This is a genomic window from Blautia hominis, assembly GCA_002270465.1.
GTDB classification, from domain to species: Bacteria; Bacillota; Clostridia; order Lachnospirales; family Lachnospiraceae; genus Blautia; species Blautia hominis.
Window position 1 is genome coordinate 123479 of the sequence record NQOF01000008.1, and the last position, 14956, is coordinate 138434.

The following is a 14956-nucleotide window of genomic DNA, read 5'->3' on the forward strand; positions in this document are numbered from 1 at the left end:
ACAGTTACTTCAGAATTGGGGGGAAAACTGCGGGTATTTGTCTTTACGCGGTCCGGGCACTCTGCTAGAATGAAAAGAAGACAGCCGTAATAGGCGGTAAAAATGATACAGGGATGAAAAATATGGAAAAGATATGGAAAAAAAGAGCGGAAAGGGATGGGATACTATCGGACTTTCTGCTTCATGATATGGGACTTACCAGGCGGCAGGTAAAGCAGGCTAAATTCAGAGACGGCGGAATCTGCGTGAACGGTGCCAGGGTCAGGGTCACCCACAGGCTGGGCGCCGGAGACAGGGTGGAGGTAAAACTGGAGGAGGAACGGACAGCCTCCCTGCATCTTGTACCGAGGAAGGGCGAACTGGATATTTTGTATGAGGATGAGGACCTGCTTTTGGTGAATAAACCGGCAGGTCTTGTAGTGCATCCTTCCCACGGGCATTACACGGATTCCCTGTCCAATATGCTGGCTTTTTACTTTCAGGAGGCAGGAGTCCATGTGAAGATCAGAAGCGTGGGGCGGCTGGACAAGGACACCTCAGGCATTGTGGTATTTGCGAAGAACGGGACAGCAGCGGGAAGGCTGGCCAGGCAGAAACAAGAGGGAAAGTTTAAAAAAGAATATCTGGCCCTTGTGGAGGGCATTCCTGAAAAAGAGGAGGGGATCATCACAGAAAAGATAGGTAAAAGGGAGGGGGAACTCATGCGGATGTGTGTGACCTCCCATGGAAAGGCGGCTTTTACCCAATATCAGGTCCGGGAGAAAATGCAGGACTATGCCCTGGTCAGCCTCTCACTTGCCACAGGGCGGACACATCAGATCCGGGTGCACATGGCATGGATGGGCCATCCCCTTTTGGGTGACAGTCTGTACGGAGGCCATTCAGAACACATAGAGAGGGCTGCCCTGCACGCTTCCTGCGTATCTCTTATCCAGCCGTTTACAGGAAAAGAGATACAGGTGCGGGCAGAACTTCCGGAGGATATGCAGAAGTGCCTTGGAGCAGGGAGGAGGGAGACAAGATGAGTGTTACGGTCGAGGATCTGCTGAAGCTGCCTTCTCTTTTGGGCGCCGGTGTGGCGGCGGGAAGATCGGGGCTGAAAAAAGTGGTCACCTCCATATCGGTCCTGGAATACGCCAATCCCGAGATGATGAATGATGCGTTGTTCCCCGGTGATTTTTATGGCGGAGAGATTGCTATTACAGGATTTATCAATGCGAGGGAGGATGTACCATTGCAGCTTGCCACGATACGGAGACTTTACGAAGGCGGGGAAGTGGGGTTGATTCTATATTATGTGGGAATCTTTTTGAAGGAAATTGCCCCTGAGGTCACAGCGCTTGCAGACGAGCTGGGGTTTGTCCTTATCTGTATGCCGAAAAACCGCATGGACCTGCGCTACAGTGAAGTGATCACAGAGGTTATGCATGCCATTATCAGCGAGCAGAAGCGCGATACCTACCTGGTGGGAGAGATGCTGGAACGGTTTGGTTATCTACCTGAAAGCCAGAGGACCGTGGAATCCGTGGTCAGGATGCTGCGCGACCGGCTGCGCTGTTCCCTCTTCCTGGTTGACGGGCGATTCCGCCCTGTGAATGTGGCGGTATGGCCCCAGGCAGGTGTTTCCTCTCTGGCGGAACTGGAGCAGTTTTATCATGGGGAGGCGCCGGGGCTGTCAAAGGAGATGGAGAGGCTTCCTTCCGGGCGCTGGGTGTTCTGCGCTCCGGTGAGGGATGCCGACAATGCCGGACTGTCTCTGTTTCTTGTCCGTGAGGACCAAAAACTACATGCCCAGCTCTGTCTGCAGGCTGCCGAGGCGGTGAGACTGTTCATCGGAGTTTGGAGCAGAGGGTATGGCAATGTGGGGATTGAGGAGCTGCTAAAAGCCATCTTAAATGATGAACCTGTGAAAATGCGCAGGCTTGCGGAGATTTTCCGCGTTGATGTGAAATCCATTCACCATATGTTTCTTCTCATGCCGGAGAAAGGGAGCGGGAAAAAGGACAGAGATCTGGAAAGAGAGGTTAGGGATGCCAGCACATTTCTGGGGCAGTATTTTGAAATCTGTATATCCGGTACCCATCAGGGAATAGGCGTTGTTTTTACCGGACAGGAGTGCACCACAACAGAACCGGAACAGATCCTGGAAACTTTTTATGAGGAGGCAGACAAAGAGATACGTCTTGTGAGCTGTCCCGGCCTTCAGGATACAGCGCAGGTGCGCAGCGCCTATCTCCTGTGTACAGAATATGCGGAGGATGCCGGATGCATATATCCCTGCCGCCATATCCTGACAGGAAGTGAGCTGGAGTTTGCAGGTGCCTGCAGGCAGACTCTGGATCAGGGGGAGAAGGCGATCCTAGAGAAGACAGCCTGTCTCAAAGGGCTGGAGGAACAGGATGCAGAGCTTTACAGAACACTGGAAACCTTTCTTCTGGATGCTGACAGCAATATTGCACGCACGGCAGAGCTTTTATACCTGCATAAAAATACGGTCAAATACCGGGTGGGAAAACTCCATGCGTTTTTTTGCTGCAGGATCCAGAAAATGCCGGAAGCCGGGCGTCTCTATGAAGCGGCTGCTGTTCTGCGCCTGCTAAGAGATTCGGCTTTGTCCAAAAGGACAAAGGAGGGTGGGAAAGTTTAACCCATTCCATAATTACAGCGGCACAAAATGCGTTTATAATATAAAAAACGAATAGTGCAGCCCGGAATTTTTTGTGCTGCCGGATTGGAGATGGAATTTTGAGAAAAATAGGATCAAAAGAAATCGAGGATATTGCTCTGGGAGCAGCCCTTCTTGGTGCAGGCGGCGGCGGAGACCCCTATATAGGCAAGCTGGTGGCTATGGGGGCTATCAGGGAATGTGGCCCGGTCACACTTTTAGACCCCGGGGAAGTGCCGGATGATGCGCTGATAGTGCCCATCGCCATGATGGGGGCCCCCACGATTCTGGGGGAAAAGGGAATCGGCGGAAAAGAGTATCAGGTGCTCTATGATATGGTCTCCAAGTTTTTTGGAAGAGAAGTCTATGCTTTTATGCCCATTGAGGCAGGCGGTGTGAACAGTATGCTCCCTATTGCCGCTTCCGCGAGAATGGGGCTTCCCATGGTGGACGCGGATGGCATGGGGCGGGCATTTCCCGAACTGCAGATGGTGACCTTTACCATGGGCGGTATGAGTGCCAGCCCTATGGCCCTCACGGATGAAAAAGGAAATTCTGCTATTTTCAACACAATAACCAACAAATGGACAGAGGAACTGGCCCGGTCAGTGACCATGAGCTGCGGCGGTTCGGTTTCCGTTGCGCTGTACTGCATGAGCGGTGCAGAGATGAAAAAATATGCTGTGAAAAATATAGTCACCAGAAGCCAGAAACTGGGGGAGGCGATCCGCGGCGTAAAAGATATGGAGCAGGGAACACCGGAAGAAAATTTTCTGAACTGTTCAGAGGGATACAGGCTTTTTAAAGGGAAGATCGGGGATGTGCTCCGGGAGACAAGAGGGGCGTTCAATTTTGGAAAAGTATGTCTGGAAGGTATTGGGGAATACAGGGGGAAACAGGCCTATGTGGAATTCCAGAATGAGAACCTGACGGCCGTGGTGGGCGGAGAGATCCTGGCTACTGTGCCGGACCTTATCTGCCTTGTAGATACGGAAACATTTGTCCCAGTCACTACGGATGCCCTTAAATACGGCAAGAGAGTTATGCTGGTTGGCCTCAAATGTTTTGAGATGTGGAGAAGCCAGGCCGGACTGGAGCTGGTGGGACCGCGGTACTTTGGCTGCGATACGGATTACATACCACTGGAAGAACGCTGCAAAGGAGGACGCACAGATGTATAAGCTGGGAATTGACGTAGGCGGGACCAATACGGATGCGGTTCTGATGGATGAGCATTTACAGATAAAAGCAGAGATAAAACACCCCACCTCAGAGGATATTTATGACGGCATCGTATGTGCGGTGCGTGAGGTGTTACAAGCTTCGGGTGTGAATAAGGAGGAGATTTCCATGGCTATGCTGGGGACTACCCAGTGTACCAATGCGATTGTGGAGCGCAGACAACTGGCTGACATCGGCGTTCTGCGTATCGGCGCTCCGGCCACGCTGGGAATTCCGCCCATGGTGGACTGGGCGGAGGATATCCGGTGCATTGCAAAGGCGGTGGCTGTCATCGGCGGCGGATTTGAATATGACGGAAAAGAACTGGCTCCTCTTGATGAGGAGGCTGCAGCAGGATTTTTCCGGGAAATAAAAGGAAAGGTGGAGTCTGTAGCCATTTCCTGTGTGTTCTCCACGGTGCGAGGTGATCATGAACTGCGCGCCGCAGAGATCTGCAGGGAGATTATGGGGCCGGATGTCCGTATTTCCATATCTAGTGAGATTGGTTCTATGGGGCTTATTGAGAGGGAAAATGCCACTATTTTAAACGCGGCACTCTGCCGGGTTGCGGAGCGGTTTACAGATGGGTTTTCCAGAAGCCTGAAAGAGGAGGGCGTGACCAATGCGGCGCTTTATCTGTCCCAGAACGACGGTACGCTGATGACAATGGAATATGCGAAAAAGTATCCGATCCTCACAGTGGCCTGCGGGCCAACCAACTCTATCCGGGGTGCCAGCTATCTGAGCAAGATCCAGAATGCAGTGGTGATCGATGTGGGCGGCACCACCACAGACCTGGGTGTCATCCAGAACGGATTCCCGCGGGAATCCAGCGTTGCTGTGACCATTGGCGGTGTGCGCACCAATTTCCGTATGCCGGATGTGTTTTCCATCGGACTTGGAGGCGGTTCTGTGGTACATGAGAGAGAGGACGGTACAGTGACGGTGGGGCCTGACAGTGTGGGATACCGCATTACGGAGAAAGCCCTTGTGTTCGGCGGCGATGTGGTGACTGCCACGGACATTGCTGTCCGCCTGGGAATGGTGCAGATCGGAGACAGGGAGAAGGTGTCCCATATAGACCTGGATTTTGCAGAAAAAGCCATGGGCGTAATAAAAGCAATGGTGGAGGAAGGGATTGACGCCATGAAGGTTTCCAGCCAGGATGTGGAAGTTATCATGGTGGGCGGCGGTTCCATCATTCTTCCAAAAGAGCTGGAGGGTACCAGCCGCAGTGTGAACCCGGAACATGCCCGGACAGCCAATGCCATTGGCTCCGCGATCTCCAAAGTAAGCGGAACTTATGAAAAACTCATGGATTTTGATGTGGTTCCAAGGGAGGAGGCTCTGGCCGGGGCCAGAAAAGAGGCCATAGCTATGGCAGTGGAGGCTGGCGCCATAGAGGAGACGGTGGAGATCATTGATATGGAGGATGTCCCTCTTGCCTACTATCCGGGAAACACCAACCGGGTAAAAATAAAGGCAGCAGGTGATCTGGGCTGAATCGTTCTGTCATTTCAGTTGTTGTGAATAATCTTTTATGATTCGTATAAAGCTGCGTAGCACCGGATTGTTCTGGAGGGTTTTGTAATAAAGCCCAAAGGAGGCCGGTGCTGTGTTTTTTACGGGAATATAACACAGCTCATCACTGCGCATAAGGGGCATATCCGGTAAAATAGTAAAGCCAAGGCCGGCCTTTACAAAGGTCAGTGCGCATTCTATATTCTCACTGAAGAACATCCGGGAGGGAGGGCGCGTGCTGATGAGCCTTCCCTGCATTTCTGTGATCACGGGGGAGGATTTGTGGGGATCGCACAGAATCAGGCGGCCCTGGTGCAGTTCCTCCAAAGTGACAGCACTTTTTTCTGCCAGAGCATGGCCGCGGGCAGCCACGCAGACAACCGGTGCCCTGGCCAGCTCCACATAAGTACCTGTTTTTTTCTTTTCTTTTTCCTCACCGAATCCCAGCATCACATCCAGGGTTTCCTCCTGCAGAAGGTTTCTCAGGGCCTGGAAGGGGACCATCTTGATCTCAGGGTGCACCTGAGGATAGTCTTTTGCAAGCTGCCGCAGTACCTCCGGGAGCAGGGTCAGCTCAAAGGGGCTGTGGCATCCGATGACAAAAGGCTGTATCTGATCTTCAAAGTGCCCGGCAAGTCTGTTTTTTGCCTGGGCTGTCTTTGCCAGGATGTCCTTGGCATATCCCCAAAAGACCCAGCCTGGGGCGGTCAGTTCCACTGTTCGGGTGGTCCGTCTGAACAGTTTTACATCCAGCTCTGCTTCCAGGGAATTGATTTGATGGGTAACGGCAGGCTGTGTAATGTGAAGCTGTTCGGCAGCTCTGGCAAAATTCAAATTCTCGGCCACCGCCATATAACATTCCAATTGAACGGTATTCATAAATACTCCTTTCCACACACATTTTCTATATATAATAAAAATAGAATAAGGATATTGATTAATATTCTTTATTAATGATAACATTTTTCTAATTCACATTCAAGGAAAATGGGTGTAAAACTAGTTTGTAAGGAAACAGTCTGTAATCGAACTTGTGTAACGGTTCAGTACCCTCAGTTACAGGCAGAAACCATGCGGATCGCCCTGGGCGATGGGATTTCTGCCCGGCTTTGGAATACTTTCCATGGTAAGCCCGGCGGATGTGCAGACCTGCTGAATAGTTACAAACTTGTTTCAGATAAGGAGAAAAAATATGCAGAAGGAAAAGGATGAAAATGTGATGCGTCTGCTGAAAAAGCTGAATCTGGCTATGGAGTCCATCGGCAATGCCATGATGGTAAAGCACGGGATGTCTGCTTCCCAGTGTAATGTTCTGGGATATCTGACAGACCATGAGGAACAGGATATCTGTGCCAGAGACCTTCATATATCCCTGGGCTTGTCAAAGGCAAACGTGTCATCTCTCCTGAAAAAACTGAAGAACGGAGGATACATAAGCTTTGCCTCTGATTCATTGGATGAGAGGCTGAAGCATATCCATCTGACAGAGAAGGCGGATGAGTTAAAGGGTGAGATAGAACAGGGATTCAGAGACCTGGAAGGCTGTATGTATCAGGGATTTACCGAGGGGGAAAAGCTTCTTCTCACAGAATTGCTGGGAAGGATGTTAAAAAATTTAAAGCAACAAGGAACAGGAGGCTTACAACATGATTAAGACATTACTCTCGCAGGTGAAGCAATATAAGAAGGCTTCCCTGCTGACACCGCTTTATGCCGCCCTGGAGGTGGTGATGGAGGTTTTGATCCCATTTATCACAGCGGCCATTATTGATGAGGGGATTGAGGCTGGCAATATAGGAAAGGTGTATCAGTACGGTACCGTTATGCTGGTATTTGCCATGCTCAGTCTGCTTTTCGGAGTTCTGGCAGGCCGTTATGCGGCAAGCGCATCCTCAGGTCTGGCCTGTAATCTGAGGGAAGCTATGTACGACAATATACAGACATTTTCTTTTTCTAATATTGACAAATACAGTACCGCAGGTCTGGTAACCCGTATGACAACAGATGTTACCAATGTACAGAATGCGTATCAGATGATTTTAAGGATTGCGGTCCGCGCACCGTTTACCTTGATCTGCAGTATGTTCATGTGCTTTTTCATTAACGCCAGGCTGAGCCTGATCTTTGTGGCTGCCATTGTGGTCCTGGCCGTAGTTTTGATCTTTGTCATGAGCAGGACTACGAAGATCTTTGATGTTGTGTTCAAAAAATATGATGAGCTGAATGCCAGTGTCCAGGAAAATGTATCAGCCATCCGGGTAGTCAAAGCCTATGTGCGGGAAGATTACGAGAATGAGAAATTTACAAAAGCGGCAGGAAATCTGTACCGCCTCTTTGTAAAAGCGGAGAAGCTGCTCTCCCTGAATGGTCCTGTGATGATGTTTGTTATCTATTTCTGTGTCATTGCACTTTCCTGGTTCGGAGCAAAGTTTATTGTTGTGGGGGATTTGACAACAGGTGAGCTGACTTCCATGTTCAGCTATATTATGGGAATCCTCATGTCTCTGATGATGCTCTCCATGATATTTGTCATGGTTACCATGAGCGCGGCAAGCGGAAGACGTATAGCCGAGGTTCTGAATGAAGAGGCTGATCTGGTCAATCCCAAGAATCCGGATAAGATCATACCGGATGGCCGGATTGATTTTAACCATGTGGATTTTTCTTACAAACACGGCAGCGGAAAAGCGACCCTGACAGATATTGACCTGCATATCAGGGCAGGAGAGACAATAGGGATCATTGGGGGGACCGGGTGCGGAAAGTCAAGTCTTGTGAGTCTCATAAGCCGTCTGTATGATGTGACGGAAGGTTCTGTGGCCGTAGGCGGCAAAGATGTGAGAAGTTATGATATGGAGGAACTGAGAAATCAGGTTGCTGTGGTGCTGCAGAAAAATGTCCTCTTTTCAGGAACTATACTGGAGAACCTGAGATGGGGAAATGAGCAGGCTGGAAAAGAGGAGTGTGTGGAGGCATGCCGCCAGGCCTGCGCAGATGAATTTATCGAACAGTTCCCTGACAAATATGAGACCTATATTGAACAGGGAGGAACCAATGTGTCCGGAGGGCAGAAGCAGAGGCTGTGTATTGCAAGGGCGCTGCTGAAGAAACCTAAGGTGCTTATCCTGGATGATTCCACCAGTGCCGTGGATACTGCAACGGACGCGAAGATCAGAAGCGCCTTCACAAAGGCCATCCCGGGAACCACCAAGCTTATCATTGCGCAGAGGATTTCCAGTGTGCAGGATACAGACAGGATCCTGGTCCTGGATGAGGGCAGGGTGAACGGTTTTGACACGCACGAAAACCTGCTTGCCACCAATAAGATCTACAAAGAAATTTATGACACCCAGATTAAGGGCGGCGGTGATTTTGACCAGACCGGAAATAAGACAGGAGGTGCAGCATAATGGCAGAAAATGTAAAAGCAGTAAAAGGCCCGGGCATGAATGCCCATGGCCCCAGACCCAAAGTAGACAATGCGGGAAAGGTCCTGAAACGGACGCTGGGATACATGATGAAAAATTACAAAGGGCTTTTCGCTGTGGTAGTGGTCTGTATTGTGGCTACAGCGCTGGCTACCTTGTGCGGAACCCTGTTCATGCAGAAATTGATCGACGATTATATTATTCCTATGACGAAAATGTCGGATCCTGATTTCGGGCCTCTTAAAAATGCACTGCTTACACTTGTTGGGATTTATGCAGTAGGTGTATTGTGCGCGTTTGCCTACAATCGGATCATGGTATACATCAGCCAGGGGACTCTCAGGTACCTGCGCGTGGATCTGTTTACACATATGGAATCCCTGCCGATCAAGTTTTTTGATACACACGCACACGGGGATATTATGTCTGTTTACACCAATGACGTGGATACACTCCGCCAGCTGATCAGCCAGAGTATTCCGCAGGTGGTAAATTCGGCAGTGACCATTGTGATCACATTTGTCAGCATGATCGTCCTGGATGTTCCGCTGACACTTATGACACTGGTGATGATAGGTATCATGATGGTGGTCACTAAGAAATTAAGTGCTAAGTCCGGCAGATATTTTGGAGAACAGCAGAAAAACCTGGGCCAGGTAAACGGTTATATAGAGGAGATGATGGAAGGACAGAAGGTAGTAAAAGTGTTCTGTCATGAAGAGAAGAGTGTGGAGGACTTCAGGAAACTGAATGAGAAGCTTCGCGACAGTGCCGATAAGGCCAACACCTTTGCCAATATCATGATGCCTGTGAACAGCAATCTGGGCAATATCAGCTACGTGCTCTGTGCTGTGCTGGGAGCGGTTCTGGCTTTGAAGGGATTGGGAGGTCTGACGCTCGGGACCCTGGTGTCTTTCCTGACACTGAATAAGAACTTTACCCAGCCTGTTACCCAGATCAGCCAGCAGATGAACAGCATTGTCATGGCTATGGCAGGTGCGGACCGTGTCTTCAAGCTTCTGGACGCGGAGCCTGAAGTGGACAATGGCTATGTAGAGCTGGTCAATGCAAAAGAACAGCCGGACGGAAGCCTTGGGGAAAGTGAAGCTAGGACAGGAATGTGGGCTTGGAGACATCCCCATAAAGCGGATGGAACCGTCACGTACCAGAGACTGGAGGGGGATGTTACCTTCCATGATGTGGACTTTGGATATAATGACGACAAGATCGTGCTCCATAATATAAAACTGTTTGCCACACCCGGACAGAAAATAGCGTTTGTGGGAAGTACCGGTGCGGGCAAGACAACGATCACAAACCTGATCAACCGTTTCTATGATATTCAGGACGGAAAGATCAGATATGACAATATCAATATCAACAAGATCAGAAAATCAGACCTGCGCCGTTCTCTGGGCATGGTGCTCCAGGATACGCATCTGTTCACCGGAACCGTTATGGAAAATATCCGTTACGGCCGGCTGAACGCTGACGATGAAGAGTGCAGGGCAGCCGCAAAGCTGGCAAATGCAGACGGATTCATCCGCCGTCTCCCGGACGGATATGACACCATGCTTACCGGGGATGGTTCCAATTTAAGCCAGGGACAGAGGCAGCTTCTGGCTATTGCAAGAGCCGCGGTGGCTGATCCGCCGGTGCTGATCCTGGATGAGGCGACATCCTCCATTGATACCAGGACAGAGACTCTGGTGCAGCAGGGCATGGACAGACTGATGAAGGGAAGGACCACTTTTGTCATTGCCCACCGGCTTTCAACGGTGCGGAATTCTGACTGCATTATGGTTCTGGAGCAGGGAAGGATCATTGAGAGAGGAACCCATGACCAGCTCATGGAGGAGAAAGGCAAGTATTACCAGTTGTATACAGGAAACTTTGCCGAGGAAACGGCATAGCTTATGGACAGAAACGCCCTGTCTGTTGATATCCGCAGTGAGAGAGCACCGTGTGCATTCTCATTGCCGGATACCATCAGGCGGGGCGTAATTGCTTGTTGGCAGATGTGCGTTACTTAGTTTGCGGATCAGACGGGGATGATAGGTTAATTGAAGGTAAAGGTATTCGGAATGATCTGTGCTCTTTCCCAGGAAAAATCAAGTCTGCTGTATGCATCGTTCATCTCCTGTGTTTCTTCATGCGTAACACCCTGTGCGATATAAAAGTAGTAATACATTCCGTCAGGACCCTGCCCCAGATATTGAAAATCAGGATTATCATCAGGCTGTTCGCGTTTAAAGATTGTAAATATATTACCAAATCTTTCAGACTGTCCGCTCTGACGCAGTTCATATTGTTCTTTTAAAACACCTGCGACTCCAACCTCGGTGGGTTCAAAGACAAGTTTATCCTGCCATTCTGCCGGATATTGGAACGAGTATCCGTCCCCCTGATAAACGGCCGGACCATCTTGGGCATTTTCTTGTGACAGCAGAAATTGTATGTTTTGTACTTCTGTGGTATTAAAAAGTGAATCAGAAAACTGGTCTTGGGTGTACTGTGGTTTATACCAGGATTTGCTTTCAAAATAGCCTTTGATAGCAGGGTCAGTAAAAATATATCCGTGGCGGGCATAGATTTCATTTCTGGCATACATCAGTTCTTCCTCGGACAGGTTTGCTGTGTCCTGCTGGGTAAGCACTTTGGTGTTGCTGTCAAATATCACGAATTCTTCGGGGGTTGGTTCTGTTTTCATCTCTGCATTTTCGGGTTCTGTGTTTTTAGGTTCCTGATCTTGAGGGACTTCTGTCTTTAATGGTATCTTCACCGGCTCATTTTTTGTTTCGGAAAGGTTTTCTTTTTTTTCTGCGGGTTCGTCCCGGGATTCCGTGTTGTCTTTTTTTGTGCTGCCGTAGGAAGGATCAAAAGCATCCTCCTGCCGGGTCTGCTCTGTGGCAGATGAGGTTTGGGAAGACGTATCATCGGGTTTCAGGGAACAGCCAATAAAAAGCACGGAGCATAAAAAAACCAGAATAAGAAACAGAGCGGGAATACGGCCTTTTTTTCGTCTGCCGGCTTCCATTACATTATGTACCCTTTCTTTGAAACCGGAAACACTGTCATTGAGCCCGGCCGTCAGACGGGAAAGGTTTTTGTCAGAATGAGCAGCGGTCCTCAGAAGAAGTTCATTGTACCGAAGGCGGGAGGTCTGGGGGAATTCCCGGATCACATGCTCATCACAGGTGAATTCCAAATCTTTCTCTGCCTCTCTCTGCATAAAAGAGAGGGCGGGATTGAACCAGTACAGACTGCGCACCAGAAACAGCAGGCCTTTAAACCACAGGTCTCTGCGCCGGTAATGGCACAGTTCATGGCGGAAGATAAAGTCGAGTTCCTGCGGAGAATAATCCTCTTTGGGCAGGTACAGACAAGTGTCCGTAAAACCTGCCAGCAAAGGTGTGGACAAGCTGCTGTTTTCTAATAGGCGCGGCTTTTTGCTGATATCCAGCAGTCTGCACCTGGAACGGTAAAGGTCCAGTGTGATCTCATCCCGCATAGGTGAACTCCAGCGTTTCAGCTTTTTGAGAGCTGCAAAATAAGTGAACATGCGGAAGAGAAAGAGAAGCAGTGCTGTGGACAGCCATATAACAGTGATGATCTGAAAAACATCAGGAGTCCATGCTCTGCCGGAAACCGGTGACGTCAATTGCTGCGAACCTTCCGATGGGGTTAATTGCTGCGAACCCTCCGATGATGTCAATTGCTGTGAACCTTCCGATGACGTCAATTGCCCCGAATCTTCCGATGACGCCAGCTGCTGCGAATTTGCGGCTGCTCCCAGCTGCTGGGAATCTGCAGGAGGGTACAAGGACGGCTGGTCTGAAGATTGGACAGCCGCATTGTCTGCTGCGGAGGTCTTGTTCCCCCAATCAAAAAGACCTGTGTTTTGTGGCTTGGGAAGGGGAACTTCCATCTGCACAAGTGCAGTCCTCCCTGTCAGATTTACAGGAAAGAGGAGGACAACAGACAGCAGGAGCCATATGGCGCATTTCCACCGGGCGGAATATCTTCGCCCTAAAAATCTGGCGATGACCACAGTGATAAAAATACATACCGCTGCAAAAATATTAATTCTAAGTATATTGATGATAAAATTCTGCATATACAAAACCCCCTTAAAAAAGCAGACAGGACCATAGTTCTCTGTAGTATAAATTCTTTCCGGCAATCGGTACAGACTGCCGAATTCGAGTGGCAAACACGCCCAGAAACAGGCGGATGTGTATGGGTAGATATCTAAAATTCTACAAATGTAGTTGTTGACTATATTCTACAATTATAGTAGATGAATGTCAAGAGGATTCTGAGATATTTTACCGATATTTTCAGAGTGGTTTCCAAGACTTGTTTTCGGTAACAACAGAGAATACACTTCCCGAACGTTTGGCTGTCTTGAATAAAAAACAGACAACCATCAGGGGAGATGATTGTCTGTATCCTTCTCGTTAAAGGAGATGACTGCGCACCTTTTCAAGCTGGACTGTCATGCGGCTGATATCCTCATCCTGCAGATGAAGTTCCAGCGCTCTGGCATTATCCAGAATCTGTTCCGGCTTCCTGGCGCCGCACAGGATGTTCAGATCGCTGATGGTGGAGGCAGTATAACAGATGACCAGACTGGCAAGGGAGCAGTGGTATTTTTCCGTGAGAGGTGTCCATTCTCTCAGCATATCCACAAGCTGTCTGCGGTTTTCCGTTTTCCAGAATCGGTTTTTGTTCCGCACATCCGTAGGGGAGAGCACAGTCTCCATGGTTACTTTTCCGGTCAGCAGTCCCTGCTCCAGCGGAGAATAGGCCTGAATGGATACCTGGTATTCTTTGCATACGGGAACCAGCTCCTGAGCAATCCGGGTGTCCGCAATGCTGTACTTTTCCTGGATGACATCAAGCTGTCCCAGGCGGCAGTATTGGCGGATGATGTCCGCATTTACATTGGAGGCTCCCACCGCACGGATCTTGCCTTCTTTTTTCAGATCCATCAGCACCCCCACGGTCTCTTCCAGAGGGTAGAGGGAAAAATCAGGTGACTGCCAATGTGTGTAGTAGATATCAATATAATCTGTCTGCAGACGGCGCAGGCTGTCCTCCAGATTCTTACGGATGCCTTTGGGGGATAAATCCCGGTACACATTGCGGCCTTCCATGACTTTGTGGAAGCAGGGCGTTTCGTAATCCCATTCCAGACCGCATTTGGTGGAGAGCAGAACTTTACTCCGCTTTCCTTTCAGGGCCTTGCCCACAATCTCTTCGCTGTGGCCTATGCCGTAGACAGGAGCTGTATCGAACCAGCAAATGCCATGGTCCATGGCCTCCTCGATCGTACGGACAGAGAGGGCGTCATCGTTCTCGCCCCACCAGGTACCGCCGCCGATGGCCCAGGTTCCCATGGCAATATACGGAGAACGCAAATCGGATTTACCTATGGAGAGTGTCTTCATTTTTCCTTCTTTCCCGCCGCGTTGTGCAGCGCTTTGTCATTACAAGTATTATAAAAATTTGCGGAGGGCCTGTCAATGGGTATGGTATTTCTTGTGAATGGATAGTATAATATGGGTTATTGTACACAGGCCACTGTACCGGGAGGCGTTTTCATGCTGAAAGCATGAAAATCCCGAGGCAGCCAGCGCGATATGGGGCAGAATGCTCCATATCTGTGCATCGCGAAGCGTGTTACTGGACACGGAGTGTACAGTAACTAATATGGCTGAAATGCCAGAGGAGACCGCGTTATGTGAGTAAAAAGGAGACGGTGTGTATGAATAATGATAAGGTATATCAGATGAGCTTTCCAAAGATTTACCAGCTTCTTGTGAACAAAGCATTAAAAAAAGGAAGAGAAAAAGCCGAAGTGGATGAAATCATCCGCTGGCTTACAGGTTACAGTCAAAGCGAGATTGAGACCATGGCTGAAAAGACTGTAACCTACGCCGGTTTTTTTGAAAACGCACCTCAAATGAATCCAAAGAGAAAGCTGATCAAAGGCACAATATGCGGTGTCAGAGTGGAGGACATCGAAGAACCGCTGATGCAGGATATCAGATATCTGGATAAACTGATAGACGAGCTTGCCAAAGGAAAGGCAATGGATAAAATACTGAGGAGCTGA

The 14956-nt window shown here is 49.5% G+C and carries 11 protein-coding genes; 8 read left to right on the forward strand and 3 right to left on the reverse strand.

Going from position 1 to position 14956, the window contains the following annotated elements:
- Positions 1 to 122: 122 nt before the first annotated feature.
- The 4 genes from CI595_RS22135 to CI595_RS22150 all read left to right on the forward strand — a co-directional run bounded on the left by CI595_RS22135 (position 123) and on the right by CI595_RS22150 (position 5389).
- Positions 123 to 1025, forward strand: coding sequence for an RluA family pseudouridine synthase (locus CI595_RS22135; protein ID WP_162291948.1), 903 nt, complete (start codon positions 123 to 125; stop codon positions 1023 to 1025).
- A complete protein-coding gene (locus CI595_RS22140) occupies positions 1022 to 2647 on the forward strand; it encodes a PucR family transcriptional regulator (RefSeq protein WP_095175790.1) in 1626 nt (541 codons plus the stop codon). Before CI595_RS22135 ends, CI595_RS22140 begins: the two co-directional genes overlap by 4 nt.
- A gap of 98 nt (positions 2648 to 2745) precedes the next feature.
- Complete coding sequence (locus CI595_RS22145; protein ID WP_095175791.1) at positions 2746 to 3846, forward strand: S-methyl thiohydantoin desulfurase family protein; 1101 nt, start codon at positions 2746 to 2748, stop codon at positions 3844 to 3846.
- Positions 3839 to 5389 (forward strand): hydantoinase/oxoprolinase N-terminal domain-containing protein, encoded by a 1551-nt coding sequence (locus CI595_RS22150; RefSeq protein ID WP_095175792.1) that lies wholly within the window; start codon positions 3839 to 3841, stop codon positions 5387 to 5389. Before CI595_RS22145 ends, CI595_RS22150 begins: the two co-directional genes overlap by 8 nt.
- 9 nt (positions 5390 to 5398) lie before the next feature.
- On the opposite strand, the gene CI595_RS22155 is transcribed toward CI595_RS22150, so the two are convergent.
- A complete protein-coding gene (locus CI595_RS22155; RefSeq protein ID WP_158661665.1) occupies positions 5399 to 6286 on the reverse strand; it encodes a LysR family transcriptional regulator in 888 nt (295 codons plus the stop codon).
- 313 nt (positions 6287 to 6599) lie between these two features.
- On the opposite strand from CI595_RS22155, the gene CI595_RS22160 reads away from it, so the two are divergent.
- Genes CI595_RS22160 through CI595_RS22170 form a run of 3 tightly spaced genes read left to right on the forward strand, consistent with a single transcriptional unit; the run spans position 6600 to position 10748 of the window.
- Complete coding sequence (locus CI595_RS22160) at positions 6600 to 7061, forward strand: MarR family winged helix-turn-helix transcriptional regulator (RefSeq protein WP_095175794.1); 462 nt, start codon at positions 6600 to 6602, stop codon at positions 7059 to 7061.
- A complete protein-coding gene (locus CI595_RS22165) occupies positions 7054 to 8817 on the forward strand; it encodes an ABC transporter ATP-binding protein (protein ID WP_095175795.1) in 1764 nt (587 codons plus the stop codon). Before CI595_RS22160 ends, CI595_RS22165 begins: the two co-directional genes overlap by 8 nt.
- Positions 8817 to 10748 (forward strand): ABC transporter ATP-binding protein, encoded by a 1932-nt coding sequence (locus CI595_RS22170; protein ID WP_095175796.1) that lies wholly within the window; start codon positions 8817 to 8819, stop codon positions 10746 to 10748. Before CI595_RS22165 ends, CI595_RS22170 begins: the two co-directional genes overlap by 1 nt.
- Before the next feature lie 146 nt (positions 10749 to 10894).
- On the opposite strand, the gene CI595_RS22175 is transcribed toward CI595_RS22170, so the two are convergent.
- Both CI595_RS22175 and CI595_RS22180 read right to left on the reverse strand, forming a co-directional pair.
- Complete coding sequence (locus CI595_RS22175) at positions 10895 to 12952, reverse strand: M56 family metallopeptidase (RefSeq protein ID WP_095175797.1); 2058 nt, start codon at positions 12950 to 12952, stop codon at positions 10895 to 10897.
- Between the two features lie 343 nt (positions 12953 to 13295).
- Positions 13296 to 14288: an aldo/keto reductase gene (locus tag CI595_RS22180; protein WP_095175798.1), complete on the reverse strand. Its 993-nt coding sequence runs from the start codon at positions 14286 to 14288 to the stop codon at positions 13296 to 13298.
- A gap of 317 nt (positions 14289 to 14605) precedes the next feature.
- Between CI595_RS22180 and CI595_RS22185 the strand changes: the two genes are divergently transcribed.
- Positions 14606 to 14956, forward strand: a complete 351-nt coding sequence (locus CI595_RS22185; protein ID WP_095175799.1) for a DUF2200 domain-containing protein — start codon at positions 14606 to 14608, stop codon at positions 14954 to 14956.

Excerpts from the sequence above, each read along its gene's own strand:
- CI595_RS22185 (WP_095175799.1), top strand. The coding sequence starts at position 14,606 with ATGAATAATGATAAGGTATATCAGATGAGCTTTCCAAAGATTTACCAG.
- CI595_RS22170 (WP_095175796.1), top strand. The coding sequence starts at position 8,817 with ATGGCAGAAAATGTAAAAGCAGTAAAAGGCCCGGGCATGAATGCCCAT.
- CI595_RS22160 (WP_095175794.1), top strand. The coding sequence starts at position 6,600 with ATGCAGAAGGAAAAGGATGAAAATGTGATGCGTCTGCTGAAAAAGCTG.
- CI595_RS22140 (WP_095175790.1), top strand. The coding sequence starts at position 1,022 with ATGAGTGTTACGGTCGAGGATCTGCTGAAGCTGCCTTCTCTTTTGGGC.
- CI595_RS22180 (WP_095175798.1), bottom strand. The coding sequence starts at position 14,288 with ATGAAGACACTCTCCATAGGTAAATCCGATTTGCGTTCTCCGTATATT.
- CI595_RS22175 (WP_095175797.1), bottom strand. The coding sequence starts at position 12,952 with ATGCAGAATTTTATCATCAATATACTTAGAATTAATATTTTTGCAGCG.
- CI595_RS22165 (WP_095175795.1), top strand. The coding sequence starts at position 7,054 with ATGATTAAGACATTACTCTCGCAGGTGAAGCAATATAAGAAGGCTTCC.
- CI595_RS22135 (WP_162291948.1), top strand. The coding sequence starts at position 123 with ATGGAAAAGATATGGAAAAAAAGAGCGGAAAGGGATGGGATACTATCG.
- CI595_RS22150 (WP_095175792.1), top strand. The coding sequence starts at position 3,839 with ATGTATAAGCTGGGAATTGACGTAGGCGGGACCAATACGGATGCGGTT.
- CI595_RS22155 (WP_158661665.1), bottom strand. The coding sequence starts at position 6,286 with ATGAATACCGTTCAATTGGAATGTTATATGGCGGTGGCCGAGAATTTG.